The organism is Sulfitobacter dubius (assembly GCF_900113435.1).
GTDB lineage: Bacteria > Pseudomonadota > Alphaproteobacteria > Rhodobacterales > Rhodobacteraceae > Sulfitobacter > Sulfitobacter dubius.
In genome coordinates, this window is sequence record NZ_FOPG01000003.1 from 234,385 (window position 1) to 248,321 (window position 13,937).

The 13,937-nt window shown below is 54.9% G+C and carries 12 protein-coding genes; 9 read left to right on the plus strand and 3 right to left on the minus strand.

Annotation, left to right across the window (positions count from 1 at the left end):
* Nucleotides 1-154: 154 nt before the first annotated feature.
* A complete protein-coding gene (locus BM229_RS13545; RefSeq protein WP_394805066.1) occupies nt 155-607 on the minus strand; it encodes a DUF1489 family protein in 453 nt (150 codons plus the stop codon).
* Between the two features lie 580 nt (nt 608-1,187).
* On the opposite strand from BM229_RS13545, the gene BM229_RS13550 reads away from it, so the two are divergent.
* Nucleotides 1,188-3,467, plus strand: coding sequence for an adenosylcobalamin-dependent ribonucleoside-diphosphate reductase (locus BM229_RS13550; protein ID WP_093928179.1), 2,280 nt, complete (start codon nt 1,188-1,190; stop codon nt 3,465-3,467).
* 684 nt (nt 3,468-4,151) lie between these two features.
* The gene (locus BM229_RS13560; RefSeq protein WP_093928181.1) at nt 4,152-5,156 is read left to right on the plus strand and encodes a hypothetical protein; all 1,005 of its coding nucleotides are present in this window, start codon (nt 4,152-4,154) and stop codon (nt 5,154-5,156) included.
* Nucleotides 5,157-5,526: 370 nt separating this feature from the next.
* Here the strand turns inward: BM229_RS13560 and BM229_RS13565 are convergent, their stop codons facing one another.
* On the minus strand, nt 5,527-5,820 hold the full coding sequence (locus BM229_RS13565) for a hypothetical protein (protein ID WP_093928182.1): 294 nt from the start codon (nt 5,818-5,820) through the stop codon (nt 5,527-5,529).
* 1,330 nt (nt 5,821-7,150) lie between these two features.
* Between BM229_RS13565 and BM229_RS13570 the strand changes: the two genes are divergently transcribed.
* The 6 genes from BM229_RS13570 (at nt 7,151) to BM229_RS13590 (ending at nt 11,306) form a co-directional block, all read left to right on the plus strand.
* Nucleotides 7,151-7,384, plus strand: a complete 234-nt coding sequence (locus BM229_RS13570) for a hypothetical protein (RefSeq protein WP_093928183.1) — start codon at nt 7,151-7,153, stop codon at nt 7,382-7,384.
* Nucleotides 7,374-8,213 (plus strand): hypothetical protein, encoded by an 840-nt coding sequence (locus BM229_RS13575; RefSeq protein ID WP_244152186.1) that lies wholly within the window; start codon nt 7,374-7,376, stop codon nt 8,211-8,213. The genes BM229_RS13570 and BM229_RS13575 overlap by 11 nt, the downstream gene beginning before the upstream one ends.
* 84 nt (nt 8,214-8,297) lie before the next feature.
* Nucleotides 8,298-9,497, plus strand: a complete 1,200-nt coding sequence (locus tag BM229_RS13580) for an N-acetyltransferase DgcN family protein (RefSeq protein ID WP_093928184.1) — start codon at nt 8,298-8,300, stop codon at nt 9,495-9,497.
* Nucleotides 9,494-10,615 carry an alanine/ornithine racemase family PLP-dependent enzyme gene (locus BM229_RS13585; protein WP_093928185.1) on the plus strand — a complete coding sequence of 374 codons (1,122 nt, stop codon included), beginning with the start codon at nt 9,494-9,496 and terminating at the stop codon, nt 10,613-10,615. The genes BM229_RS13580 and BM229_RS13585 overlap by 4 nt, the downstream gene beginning before the upstream one ends.
* A gap of 49 nt (nt 10,616-10,664) precedes the next feature.
* Nucleotides 10,665-10,895, plus strand: coding sequence for a hypothetical protein (locus BM229_RS18070; RefSeq protein ID WP_139226289.1), 231 nt, complete (start codon nt 10,665-10,667; stop codon nt 10,893-10,895).
* 132 nt (nt 10,896-11,027) lie between these two features.
* A complete protein-coding gene (locus tag BM229_RS13590) occupies nt 11,028-11,306 on the plus strand; it encodes a hypothetical protein (RefSeq protein ID WP_093928186.1) in 279 nt (92 codons plus the stop codon).
* 527 nt (nt 11,307-11,833) lie between these two features.
* Here the strand turns inward: BM229_RS13590 and BM229_RS13595 are convergent.
* Entirely contained in the window at nt 11,834-12,790 is a 957-nt protein-coding gene (locus BM229_RS13595; protein WP_208604085.1) for a LysR family transcriptional regulator, read from the minus strand.
* Nucleotides 12,791-12,889: 99 nt separating this feature from the next.
* On the opposite strand from BM229_RS13595, the gene BM229_RS13600 reads away from it, so the two are divergent.
* Nucleotides 12,890-13,933, plus strand: coding sequence for an ABC transporter substrate-binding protein (locus BM229_RS13600; RefSeq protein ID WP_093928187.1), 1,044 nt, complete (start codon nt 12,890-12,892; stop codon nt 13,931-13,933).
* Nucleotides 13,934-13,937: the final 4 nt, after the last annotated feature.

Consider the following 13,937-nt stretch of genomic DNA (forward strand, 5'->3'; position numbering starts at 1 on the left):
TTATAGCGCGATTATTCTTTTCTATCGCAACACCCGGAGCCTAAAGTTCCGGGTGTTTTATTGTGGGGATCACATAGCAAAATGTCGGACCATGACGATGGCGACAATCAAATTGTACCGCGCCAACGTCTATGTGCTTTACGCCTGAATTGGGTCAGAGCACGCCAATTTCGGCCAATGCGCGGTTTAATTCGACTGGCAGTTCGGTCTCCTCTTCGCGGCCCTCGGGCAGGTCAGGGGGCGCGTCTTCGGATTTGAGGTATCGCCAGCCTTGGAACGCGCGGCGTAGGCTGTTCTGCGTGCGGATGATCTCGGGGTCCAGCACGATGGCGCAGCGGCGGATGCCATCGGCGCGGGTGATCTCTTCCAGACGCAGGATGCGCTGACGGGCCTGAATCACCCCTTTGATCACCCAATAGATCGATCCGCCGTTGAGAATCTCGGCTTCGCGCTTGGGCCACATGCGGGTCACATGACGCGGCAGACCGTCTTTCGTCCGCACATCTTTGCGCGCCTGCCATTTGGTGAGGCTCTCGACGCCCTCGGTGCCGACCGAAAGTTTGATTAGGTTGATTTTATCGGTCACATCGCCCCCCAGCGATTCCATTGGTCTACGCCATATAAGGTAGTTGGATTTCAATCACATGCAAATTCTTGTGGGTTCGGCGGCATTTTTCCTGTTTTCGTTTTCGCGCACCCTAGCTAACTCTACTGCATGGTGAAGTTTCTCATCAAAGTTTGGTCGGCACGGGAAGTGATTACCCTACTTGGGTCAATTGCTTCGATTATCGGCCTAATTATTGCACTTCGATTGTTAATGTAAGGGTGCAGGGTTGAAGAGCCGGGGGTGTTAGTTTTGCACACCATCGCCCCCAGAACTCAACAGTCTAAGGGGGAGGGGGGTAGGAGCCTCTCCCCGCTGATCGTTAGCTTACACCAAAAATCTATAAGTTCGGCAAGAAATATCTTCCAGCGGTGACGTGTGTCTGGAGCGTCCATTGACCACCCCAGTTGCCGCAGAATGAAGGGATATCACGCGTTTTGCGGAAAACATCCAGCAATCCATATAAGGTAGTTGGATTTCAATCACATGCAAATTCTTGTGGGTTAGGCGGCATTTTTCCTGTTTTCGTTTTCGCGCACCCTAGCTATGAAGGGCCCCTGCCACTGACCTCAGGAGTTTCAAAATGTCCCGCTTTACCGCCCCGATCGCCGAACAAATTTGGGATATGAAATACCGCTTTAAGGGGGCCGATGGCACCGCGAAAGACGTGACGGTAGAGGACACTTGGCGCCGCATCGCGCGTGACCTCGCGCAGGTCGAATCGGAGGCCGATATTTGGGAAGACAAATTCTTCGGCGCGCTGGAGGATTTCAAATACCTCCCCGCTGGCCGCATCACCGCAGGGGCGGGCACCGCGCGCCGTGTGACCCTGTTCAACTGCTTCGTCATGGGCACTGTGCCCGATAGCATGTCCGGCATCTTTGACATGCTGAAAGAGGCCGCGCTTACCATGCAGCAGGGCGGGGGGATCGGCTATGACTTCTCCACCATCCGCCCACGCGGCGCGGATGTGCTGGGCGTGTCGGCAGATGCCTCTGGCCCGCTGTCGTTCATGGATGTTTGGGACGCCATGTGCCGCACAATCATGTCCGCAGGTAGCCGCCGTGGTGCAATGATGGCCACCATGCGCTGTGACCACCCTGATGTCGAAGACTTCATCTCGGCTAAATCCGATCCGGCCCGCCTGCGCATGTTCAACATGTCGGTGCTGGTCACCGACCCCTTCATGGAAGCGGTGAAGGCCGATGGTTCTTGGGATCTGGTTTTTGGCGGCAAAGTCTACAAGACCGTGCAGGCGCGTGATCTGTGGAACAGCATCATGCAGGCGACCTATTCCTATGCCGAGCCGGGCGTGATTTTCATCGACCGCATCAACTCTGCCAACAACCTGAACTATTGTGAGACCATCGCGGCCACCAACCCCTGTGGTGAGCAGCCGCTTCCGCCTTACGGTGCCTGCCTTTTGGGTTCGATCAACCTTGCGCGTCTTGTGGCGCAACCCTTTGATGCGGCAGCGCATCTTGATCAGGACGCCATGAGTGAACTGGTCGCCACCGCCGTGCGGATGATGGACAACGTCGTCGACGTGTCGAAATTCCCACTTCCCGAACAACAGGCCGAGGCACAGGCCAAGCGCCGCATCGGCCTTGGAGTCACCGGGCTTGCGGATGCGCTTTTGATGGTCGGCTTGCGCTATGGCAGCGACGAGGCCGCGCAACAGACCGAGGAATGGCTGCGTGCGATTGCCCGTGCCGCCTATCTTGCGTCAGTGGAACTGGCCAAAGAAAAGGGTGCTTTCCCGCTGTTTGACGCAGAAAAGTTCCTCGCGTCCGGCACCATGATGCAGATGGACGACGATGTGCGTGACGCGATCCGCGAACATGGCATCCGCAACGCGCTGCTGACCTCCATCGCGCCCACCGGCACGATCAGCCTCTATGCGGGCAACGTGTCTTCGGGGATCGAACCGGTCTTTGCTTACGCCTACACCCGCAAGGTGCTGCAAAAAGACGGCAGCCGAACCGAGGAAGAGGTCGTCGATTACGCCGTGCAGATGTGGCGCGAGCTGAAGGGCGACGCCCCGCTGCCCGACTATTTCGTCAACGCTCAGACCCTGCCGCCTGCGGATCACGTGAAGATGCAGGCCGCCGCGCAGAAATGGATCGACAGTTCGATCTCCAAGACCATCAACTGCCCTGAAGATATCTCTTTTGACGACTTCAAAGATGTCTACATGCAGGCATGGGATCTGGGCTGCAAAGGCTGCACCACCTACCGCCCGAATGACGTGACCGGATCGGTCCTGAGCGTGTCGTCCGAAAAGACAGACAAGGCCCCCGCCGACAGCCCCGATCAGGTCAGCGAAGGCGGCGAAATCGTATATATGTCAGATCCGCTGGACCGTCCCGCCGAGTTGGAGGGCAACACCTACAAAGTCAAATGGCCCGACAGTGAGCACGCGCTCTATATCACCATCAACGACATCGTGCTGAACGGTCATCGTCGTCCGTTTGAGGTCTTCATTAACTCCAAAAACATGGAGCATTTCGCTTGGACTGTGGCTTTGACGCGCATGGTCTCTGCGGTATTCCGGCGCGGCGGCGACGTGTCTTTCGTCGTAGAAGAGCTGAAGGCCGTCTTTGACCCGCGTGGTGGTGCTTGGATGCAGGGCAAATACATCCCCTCCATCCTCGCGGCGATTGGCGGCGTGATCGAACAGCACATGATCGCTACCGGTTTTATCGCGGGCGAAGGCATGGGGCTGAAGACTGATCCACAAGCGAAGGTCGTCGGCTTGGACGCCCCGCGTGGAAAGTCTTGTCCGTCTTGCGGGCAGTTCGACCTGCGCATGGTCGAAGGGTGCATGACTTGCGGGAGTTGCGGGCATAGTAAGTGTGGGTAATGGGGCATTTAGGCTTTTTGTGGATTGAAATTGTGAAAACCAACAACAGTTTGCAATTTGACCAGCTTAGATTGAAACTGTGACCACTATAAACCTGCCACCGCCATTTGGACGCGTCGGCAGGTTTATATTGGGTAGTTTTGCGCTCGAAAGCTCCACCGGCCCGGTTTTGTTCCCCTGAGGGGCCGACACAAAGCGTTTGAGAGCAAATTCGGCCAATATGAACGCGATTGATTGCATGCGCGGCTCAGTCGCGGCGGTTGCTTGATCTTCCGTGGATGAATCTGAGTGAAGAGCTCTCGTGCACCTGCGTGGTAGTAGTAGCGCATGCCTTGCAGGTTTCTCCTATTCTATTTTCCTAAAGCCATGAGGCGCGAAGGCGGAACCGGCCCAGGACAGTCGCGGTGAGGAGGCGGCCGCTATGCAAGTGCTCATCAAGCTTGCGCGCCTTGCCGCCTTTTGGATTGGTTTGGCCTTGCTCTTTCGTGGTATCTCCTGTCGTTGGCCAAGGGATGAGTCCGCAGGGTGCGGAACAGACAGAGTGAAGTTTGGTAGGCAGATTATTAAAGGATCGGCGGCGCCGCAGGACCGGGAGGGTAAGGGTCCCCAGCTTGAAGATTGATCTGAATACATTCGCTATGCGGGAGTGAAACTCTTATACTTCAGGCCGAGGGAGGGTGCGGTATGAGCTTAGAGAGTTTCAGGGGGTCGCTTGCGCGATCACACAGCACGCACGAGAAAAGTGTCGAAATCTATCTCGAGAACTCCATCATGCTTCCGCAAGATGCTTCGGAAGAGGCTCGGAAGGCCGAGGTCCGGTCAGAGAGCTATCAGCTGATCAAGCATATGCTGGAACTGGCTCAGCAACATTGCGAAGAGCAGAATATGGAACCTGGCTCTAATGAGGCCTTAGCGGCATTCGATGAGGGCCATGATACGGCTACTTCGGTAGTCCATGCATATCAGGGCCTGCCGTTCTCCATGGAAGACCGCACAGCACTGACACCGGAGCAGGTCACCGAGAAGATGGCTCTTCTCGTGCCGCCTCACGTCACGAACCTCCCTGCGCACGTAAAAAAAACTGGGAAACTTGGGGTTCTCCAAGACGATCTATCTTATGCAGCGGGAAACTATGTAATGGGGCGCTTCAAGTCCTCCTGGGTCGATCGCGTCTTTGCTCAAGCACTCACGCAAGTAGAATTAGTGGCGTATGTGGACGAAATGCTATGGAAGAACCCTTTGATTGGTATGAGCAAGCTGGAAGAAACCTACAGCCCAAGCGTGATGAAAATGGTCTGGAATGTCTCCAAGGTAATCTTCGGCCTTCTCCTTGTCAGCTTTGGAATTGCCGCATTACCCATGGTGTTCCCTGCCTTGCCCGCTGACGGGATGCTTCTCGGCGGTCTGGCAGTCGGAGCATTAGGGTCGATCATCCTGCTGGCACTGCTCGTTCTGGCGATAGTTGGCATACTGCGTGAAAAGCCGGCGAGTAAAAGGAGGCGACAGTCTATCCTTGATATGATCGACCGGATGAATGGGTTCTTCCTCGAATTCAAATCCTCTGGTCCGTTCTCCACGGCACACTTCAGGAAGCGCGTGGATGATCTTGCGGAGGCAGGGGTGGTTTGGCCAAGCGGGCTCTATGTGCTGCTCGATGACATGGAGGCACGCGGTGTGCGCGTTTTCTGAAATCGATCCGACGAGGTTACGCTATACGGGCGTGGCGTAACCTTCGCCCGTCATCACACGGTATTCACAGCCGTGACGGCCAAAGGCAGCAAATTCAGCCTTAACCATGTAAATGTTGAGAGATTTCAGCCCGAAAGCAGGCCGAGATGATATTCGCATCCTTCGCTAAGCTATCGCAGGGCCGAGCACCACCGAGGCTGCGGTTAGGCCGGGTAAGCCAATGTAGAAACGCAAATTGACTGCCCCAGTCGTCTGAGCGCATCTTCATTAACTCGATAAGTGCAGGATACACCCGCTGCCGGGCGACGTCGAACTGGAATATAGGATAGGCCGCCTGCCCCTCAATGTCGAAGCGTAGAATCCGGCCATCTCATTCGTAACGCTTGAGTATGGTGGAAGGATCCGTGTCTATGAGGCCTAACAAGATGCAGGCTTCATCCTGTTCCACCATTGAGACTGAGCCGAGTATCTCAGTCCGCAGAACATCTTTTGCAGAGACAAGATTGCCGTTCTCATCGAGACCAACTCCAAGCCCAAGGCGCCGCCGTCTTTCCCAAAACGCCTCTTCCTCTGGACTGGCTTCATTCATCTTCTTGGAGAACCATTCCATCCACTCCGGGTCCGATTCATCGGGTTTTGGATTTGTCGCAACAGTATTCTCCATCTGCTTGGCCTACTGTATCATAACATTGGGCCCTGAGCTGGGCGAGCGTTGGATTCGCCCCCGCGGGACCATCCTAATGTGAGTTAGACCAAAAGCGACTGTTGGTGAACCTGAGCCGATCGGCGTTTTATAACATGCCGCTTGGACTCGACATGGGCATGCTGACGGTGATGAAAACAATCTACCGCGCGTTCGCTAAATAGCCGTTCCTCGGGTCATGCGAGATCTCAGCCTATTTGCGCCGTGGCGGGATAGTCACTGGGCGCAGCCACGACCGACTGATAGCTAAGATGGAGCTGGAGGCTACCTTCATACGGCCCGACACCAGCCAGCTGCTTCCGCAGCTCGGGTTTAAGTCGAAACGACCCAAAATGGTTCGCGACAGATAGAAAACAAAAAACGGAGCAATCGCGTCACGAGAACCTGACTGCTTAATGGTTCCAATTGACCTTTCTACCACTGAGATCACGGCGCGTACGTAACCCGAGCAAGACCACGACCCACGGGTCGACCAACAGCCCGGCCACATATAAGCGGCTTCGAGATCATGCCAGCAAACATCTGCGAACAGCAGCTGCCACATACTGGGCGGAATGCGGTCATTCGCTGCGGGTGCGCGGTTAGCTAAACGGTACGAGAAGGCGGACATTCGGCAGTACGTAGGACTTTTGACCGCAGAGAATGGCAGCGAAAAAAAGGCCCCACTGCCACTATTTATCAATGATGCAGCGACAAAGAGCTTCCTGACCAGCCAAACATACACTGAAATAGTTGCGCAAAATTCTTCCGGTGCACAAGGGCGAAGCCTTTAGAGTGTGACCTCTTGACGTTATGGACCCCTGCAAGGTGAAGCGTGGTTCACTAACGTTGTATTTGCGTGACTATGATACTATGTATGAGTTACGAAGTTGTGGTTCTCTCCCGGATAGGCGCATTAGCCCGACAGAGCCGACCATAACCCTTCATCATTAAAAATCAGCTGTCAGATTCTTTATTAGGGATTTGGTGTTTGGAACCGTTGCCGTTGGCATAGGGTGGGGTCAGGTCGACTGTGACACACTCCACCTGCCCATGGTCGCTGCACACGGGGAGGAGAGACCCAATGCCGAATATGATGATTGTTAGACGGCGCAGCCGCTGAAGGCTCAAGCTCTGCGGCTACACCGACGAAGAACGATACTCTGTTTGGTTTTTCTGCGCACTGGGAAGGCAAGACATTGCGCCGCAGTTCATTGAAGCCGGGAGCTGGCTTTAGCGCAGTACCAGGCAAATACAATCACGAACCTAATCAAAACAGTGAGGCGGGACTTTCGCCGTCAGAGGATCGAACATGACATTTCCGGAGCGGACAAAACCCAACATTTACGGCGCTGTAGTTGGCGATGGTGCTGTCTCGAGCCTTGGCCTCGCCTGTAACGGGTTGACCATTTCCAGCGGCACACAGGAGATCGCTGACGGCCCTGTGGAAGAACGAGTGACCTTGGCCTCGGTGCCGGACATTGAAGCTGCGAGCCGGGAACTGGCAGACGCCTGCCATGCGGGGCTTAAGAGAAATGGATCGTAAACCACAACTCAGAGGGGCCCGCGGCCCGCATGCAATTGCCTGCTGCGCCCCTTCGCAAACCCACTCATTCATCGGTCTGTTTGCCGGTTCAATATTTGCGCTCATGCTTTCTGTGCTACCTGCATTGGCCCAAACTAGCGCGCAAGCGATGCCTGAAAACGCCAGTGCCAGAAGTTACGGCGAAGGCTGGGAATGTAATATTGGTTTCCGCTTGAACGAAAATGCCTGCCTTGAAGTCATTGTACCGCAAAATGCATATGACACAAAGCGGTCATACGGGTCCGGATGGGACTGTCTACATGGGTTTCGCAAAACCGATACGGACACCTGCATTGCGGTCGCGGTGCCTGAGGGTGGCTTCTTAGACCCGTCAGGCAAACGGTGGGAGTGTCTACGTGGCTATGTCAAAGTCGATGACTCATGTCAGGAAATCGTTGTGCCAGCGCATGCGTATTTGATAGATGCCTCATATGGCTCCGCGTGGAGGTGTGAGCGTGGGTATGAAGCAACTGGCAACCTGTGTGTCGAGATTGCGGTTCCGGCCAACGCCTATCTGAATGGAACGGGATACGGTCAGCCTTGGACGTGCGAGCGTAGCTTCGTTGAACAGGCCGGTCTTTGCAAAGCCGCCGTTATTCCCAAAAATGCCTATTTCGATGGCGCAAGCTATGGAAAAGGCTGGAAGTGCGATCGTGGATATGCCGCATCGGGCAATAGATGCGAATTGATCGACATTCCTGAGTACGCGCATTTGGGCAGATCGGGCAACCGGTGGGAATGTAACAAGAATTTCCAAAAATCCAAAGGACAGTGCGTCCTTAACAACTAAACGCAAAACACAGCATCACGTGGATCAACCTTGGCTGCCGCAAACGGGCCTATCGTTGATGCGAATATAAATAGAGAGAACAAAATGGAAACGAAATCTGACACTGTCGATACCATCCGCCGTCCGGCCAGCGGTGCGCAAGCTCCGCCAATGAGCCGGAGCAACGCGCCTGTCGCACTATCAAATTCGCAGATCTCGGCTCACCCAACGGCGATTGTCTATTGCGAAGGCAATTTCACGCGGATTGATGGCAAGACTGCGAACGGCCTTGTTCGCCATTCCCAAGCGTATCGCATCCTTTCAGTCATCGACAGCACCTATAGCGGACAAGACAGCGGCCTCGTTCTCGATGATAGGGTCAACCAAATACCGATCTTTGGTCATCTCGAAGCAGCGGTTGCGCATGAAGCCGTCACGCCCGATACGCTTATCTATGGGATGGCCCCTTCAACAGGGCGTCTCTCTATTGTGGACCGGGGCGTCGTTCTGCAAGCGATTGAGCTTGGCATGAATATCGTAAGCGGGCTGCATGAATATCTGTGCGATGATACAGAAATAGCCAGCGCTGCATCGGACCGGAATGTCACGATCCGCGACATCCGCAAGCCAAAAGCCAGCAAAGACATGCGGCTCTTTGATGGGAGTGTCGCTAATGTCAAAGCGCTGCGGATTGCCGTTCTCGGCACCGATTGCGCCATCGGGAAGCGGACAACGGCCACCGTCTTGGCGCGAGCGCTGAATGCAAAAGGTATCAAGACCGTGCTTGTTGGCACGGGCCAGACCGGCCTGATGCAGGGCGCAAAATACGGGATCGCAATGGATGCCGTGCCGCCGCAGTTCTGCTGTGGCGAGCTTGAGGGCGCGATTGTCGCCGCGTCCGACGGCGAACAGCCCGATGTAATCCTGATCGAAGGGCAGGGCGCCCTCAGCCACCCTGCCTTTTGCACATCGGCCTTCATTCTGCGGGGGAGCCAGCCCGATGCGGTCATCCTGCAGCACGCGCCAAAACGCGCCCATCGCTGCGACTTTCCAACTATGCCGATGCCCACGTCATCAAGTGAGATCGCTTTGATTGAAGCTTTTGCTGATACCAAGGTCATCGGTGTCACGCTTAATCACGAGAGGATGTCTGAGGTCGAGATTACCGACACGATCGCGGCCCAATCACAACAGCTTGGGCTGCCGGTCACCGATGCATTGGCCAGACCGGTTGCAGATCTGCTTGCGTTGGTAACTGCCGCATACCCAGCACTGACGCGAAGGCCTGCTGTGGCAACGGTATGAGCTGCCCACGCATCGAGGTGGACCTATGCAAGATCAGGCACAACACGCAGACACTGGTCGAGCGTTTGGGCCTGCGGGGGGTCGGCGTCACTAGCGTGACGAAGGCTGTCTGCGGGCATCCTGCAATCGCTCAGGCCATGCTTGATGGTGGGGCCACGGCGCTTGCGGATTCACGTATCAGCAATGTGCAAAGGCTACGGTCGACAGGGCTGACAGGCCCGATTACGCTAATCCGGACGCCGATGTTAAGCCAGGCTGATGAGGTCGTTCAGTCCTGCGAAGCGAGCTATAACACTGAAATTCTTGTCATCTCGGCCTTGGCAGCCGCTGCGATCCGCAATGGGTCAATCCACGGTATCATCCTCATGGTCGAGATGGGGGATCGGCGCGACGGAATATTTCCTGAGAAACTGGCTGAAATCGCGCAGCAGGTCCGGCAGATGCCCGGGGTCACGCTGAAGGGGATCGGTGCTAACTTTGCGTGTTTGAACGGGCGCGCTCCGACAGCACCTCAAATGGCCACCTTAAGTGAAATGGCAAATGAGATTGAGCGAGAGGGCGGCCCCAGCCTCAAGATCGTATCTGGTGGTGGATCTGCCAACCTGCCTTGGGCATTCGGTGGGCACGCAACGGGCCGCGTCAATGACCTCAGGCTGGGCGAGGCGATCCTTCTGGGTGTCGAACCCCTGTCCGGTGAACGGATCGGGGGGATGCATACGGATGCCTTCACGCTTGTTGCCGAAGTTATTGAAACGGGTGCAAAACCTGCGCCTTTCCCCATCGCCCTGATCGATCCAACTACGGAACGCCTTCTCATTAAGTCTGCCGGTGGTGCGCCCGCGCTCATGATCCTCGCGCTTGGGCATCAGGACACTGACATTCTGGGGCTTTCACTGCCTGCCGGGAATGTATTGATCGGCGCGACCAGCGATCATTTTGTCGTAGGGACAAACCTATCCCCGCAGCCGGTGGGTTCCGAAATGAAAATTCAAATGAACTACAATGCGTTGATGCTCGCCATGTCTGCGCCCGACATCGAAGTGAGTCTGTTAGACAAACTACCTTCAGGACCGTCCGAGTGCAGCAAACCGGAGCTTGGCCACTTGGCGCCTGCTTGAAAGGGCGAACTTGATTCAACCTTATGCAACCCAAAGAGGAAACTGAAAATTGTCAAAGCCCACAAAAAAGAACCTGTCCAAAGTGTATGATGCCAAGCCGGAAACCGCGATGGAAAAGACAACGCGTGTCGTCAGACAAATGGTTGTCGAAGAAGCGGCGCAGCGAGATGCGAAGAATTCCAGACTGCGAACTGCGCGCCTCGAAAGGGAAGCGAGCTCGCCACCCGAGACCACAGCTAAACCGGTGCGCAAAACCCGCCGCACTGAAACTGATTCATAACTGCAAACAAGCTCCGGCGGCCGTTTGTTAAGTGGCTCCGGAACAGGACAACAGACATTTCAAGCATATCACAGATGGTTGAGGCCGCTCTTTAACCTTCCAATCCACCCAGTCGTTTCCAAGGAATCATTCGTGACCGACCCAGAACCTTCATCAGAAAAGATCCACTATATCTGCCAGACCTATGTAACAACAAAGGCCGGGCGCAATGGGCAGACTGGCTTGAAAATTGCCAAGCAATTTGAGTGTTCCTCCGCGCAAGAGGCACAGAACCGTGCCGAACGAGAGGCTCTATCCGACGATTTTGTTGGTGCCGACGCTTACATGATCCGCGAAGATCCAAACAGCGGAGAAGTCGCCGATCCAAGCTTCCTTGTGAGGCTGGGAAATGTCCCGGGGTTTGACGAATGATAAAACTCTGGAAGTAGCTGGCCCTGCCTGTGGTCCGTTTCGCTTGTCTACTCTGGAACCTTAGCTAACAAAGGGAGCTACTGAAACAGGCTATTGGCCTTTCGGTGTCATGTGCGGCGATAGACTGATCATTGCAGCAATCGCGGGGAATTCATCCTCTGTTGCGCTCTGCCAACCTTCATCCAACAAAAATGCTGCACGATGAACGAATGGCAGGTCTGAAGAAGCTGCTCAGCACCGTTCCGCCACAAGGCGAACGGCAGGTTAGGGCCGAAAGCGCCAATTCCAGAAAGGGTCAATAATCGCTATAATCGCTTTACCTTTGACCTGTGTGTGTGGATAACGATCAATTGAGCCGCTAACGTCTAATTGATCTCTCCTACGGAGGTCTTCTTAATACTGAAGCGTCGGTCATGCTAACCAGGTAGAATAAATTCGATTGCTGCTATACAAATTATCAGCGAATGGCTTGTCGACATGAATTTATCAGATAACCTTGGGAACTCGCGGAAGATTATTTAGGGACATTAAGAGTCGAGCCGCATCATTCGAAGAGCGCGCCCGATTACATCGCAAAGGTGCCGCTTCGCTGGATCAATGCCATGAGTTGCGGACACCAGCAAGCCAATCCGCATGTCATTGAGCCCTTCTTGTACCAAAGGAATGAATTTTAGACTTCCCGCCTCTATCTCGTCAATAAAGCCAATTTTTGTGTAAAGGCCGATTCCCTGGTTATCGAGGATCATTTGCTTCGCAACGATTAGTGCGTTGGTAAAAACATGTGTTGATAGCGGTGAGGTGATTGTCGAGACGACCTGATCGATGATGGAATTGCGACCACGGGCATCGAGAGTGCGTACCAGACGATAGCTGGCGATATCGTCAATGGTAACGCTGTTGCGTTCGGCCACAGGGTGATCGCTGCGGACGATTATACCGAACGGCGCGGATTTTTCGGAGATCACCCGTACATCAGGGTGTAGGTCCAGTAAGAACGATATGCCGATATCCGTGCTACCCTCAGCTACGGATTTCATCACATCGTCAGGCAACGCGGTAGTGACGGAGATGGAGATATCAGGGAAAGTTTGGCTGAATTGGTGCAGGGCCTGAGGTAAAATTCCGAATGCCACTGAGTCGATCGTTTCGACCTTAAGGTGGCCGGTGCGCAGGTCGCGTAGGTCATCGATTAGGACACGGGTGCGCTCATAGTCGTGCAGGGTCTTGCGACAGTGCTCCAGAAGGATGCTGCCGATTCCTGTCAACTCAACGCCTTCCGGCGTGCGGTCAAAAACGGCGACCCCGAGCTGTTTCTCAATGCTTAGTATTTTGCGATTTACCGAGGTTGAGGACACATTCAGAACTGTTGCGGCTTTGCGGATCGACCCCTGACGCGCAACTTCATCAAAGTATTTCAAAAAGTTAGAGTGCAAGGCAATGCTCCGATTTTGGGGTGGTGCATTTTTTGCACCACTGTAGGTCAATATTGATCCTTCCTGCATCGCTCTCCACAGACGTAGTGTCAAATGTGAACAAGGCGTACAGAGACAAACGACTAAAATACGACCAACGGGAGATCATCAATGACACGACCTTCTTTTCTCGAGATGAAACGGCGCGCGCTGCTGAAATCTATGGCTGCTTTCGGCGGTGCTGCCACCACCGGCACCTTCGTGGGCATCGAAAAAGCTTTTGCGCAGGATACATTCAACGCGACCCTACAGCTGGGTTGGTTGCCCACAAATGGAATTTTGGGTGAAGTCGTCGCCGACGAGAAAGGCTTCTTTGCTGAGGAAGGGCTGAGCCTGGATATCGTAGCTGGCGGCCCGAATGTGGATGGTGTCGCTTCGGTTGCGTCGGGCCGTGCCAACATTGGTCAAATTTCTTCGAGCCCATCGCTGATGTTGGCCCGCTCTGCTGGGCTGCCCGTCAAATGCATCGCCGCTGGCTATCAGCAGCATCCGTTCACCTATTTCTCCCTTAAGGATAACGCGGTGAACACCCCGCAGGATCTGATCGGTAAACGGGTCGCAACCAACGGTACTGCCCGGATCCTGCTGCGCGCCTTGCTGGCCACGAACGGCATTTCCGAGGACGATGTTGAGATCATGGTCATGGGGTCGGATATGGCCCCGTTGATGACCGGGCAGGTCGATGTGGTGACGGGGTGGAAGACGAACACCAGCGCGCTTGCCGTCTTGGGCGATCAGCGCAATGACATGACGCTTTGGGATGCGGGCATCCAGCTTTATGCCAACCCCTATTACGTCACCGACGAAACGTTGAACGAACACCCCGAGCAGGTGAACGGCATGATCCGTGCGATCGCCAAAGGCTGGGGCTATGCGCGTGACAACCGCGAAGAAGCCGTCGATATGCTGGTCAAACGCTATCCCAACATGGACCGCGCAAAGGAATTGGAAACCATCGACCTGGTGCTCGACTATTCCTTTAACAAAGAGACCGCCGCGAAAGGCTGGGGCACGATGACCCCGGAAAACTGGCAAGCGCAGATCGACATCTATGACCAGCTCGGCCAGTTTGAAAATGGCGCGCCTTCGCTCGAAGACGTGATGACCCTCTCCGTGCTCGAAGCCACCGCGGCCGCACGTCCTAAATACGGATGATTGA

What these genes read in the sequence shown, in the direction of transcription:
- BM229_RS13570 (WP_093928183.1), top strand. Translation starts at nt 7,151, where the DNA reads ATGACATTTCCGGAGCGGACAAAACCCAACATTTACGGCGCTGTAGTT.
- BM229_RS13565 (WP_093928182.1), bottom strand. Translation starts at nt 5,820, where the DNA reads ATGGAGAATACTGTTGCGACAAATCCAAAACCCGATGAATCGGACCCG.
- BM229_RS13580 (WP_093928184.1), top strand. Translation starts at nt 8,298, where the DNA reads ATGGAAACGAAATCTGACACTGTCGATACCATCCGCCGTCCGGCCAGC.
- BM229_RS13560 (WP_093928181.1), top strand. Translation starts at nt 4,152, where the DNA reads ATGAGCTTAGAGAGTTTCAGGGGGTCGCTTGCGCGATCACACAGCACG.
- BM229_RS13600 (WP_093928187.1), top strand. Translation starts at nt 12,890, where the DNA reads ATGACACGACCTTCTTTTCTCGAGATGAAACGGCGCGCGCTGCTGAAA.
- BM229_RS13585 (WP_093928185.1), top strand. Translation starts at nt 9,494, where the DNA reads ATGAGCTGCCCACGCATCGAGGTGGACCTATGCAAGATCAGGCACAAC.
- BM229_RS13575 (WP_244152186.1), top strand. Translation starts at nt 7,374, where the DNA reads ATGGATCGTAAACCACAACTCAGAGGGGCCCGCGGCCCGCATGCAATT.
- BM229_RS13550 (WP_093928179.1), top strand. Translation starts at nt 1,188, where the DNA reads ATGTCCCGCTTTACCGCCCCGATCGCCGAACAAATTTGGGATATGAAA.
- BM229_RS13545 (WP_394805066.1), bottom strand. Translation starts at nt 607, where the DNA reads ATGGAATCGCTGGGGGGCGATGTGACCGATAAAATCAACCTAATCAAA.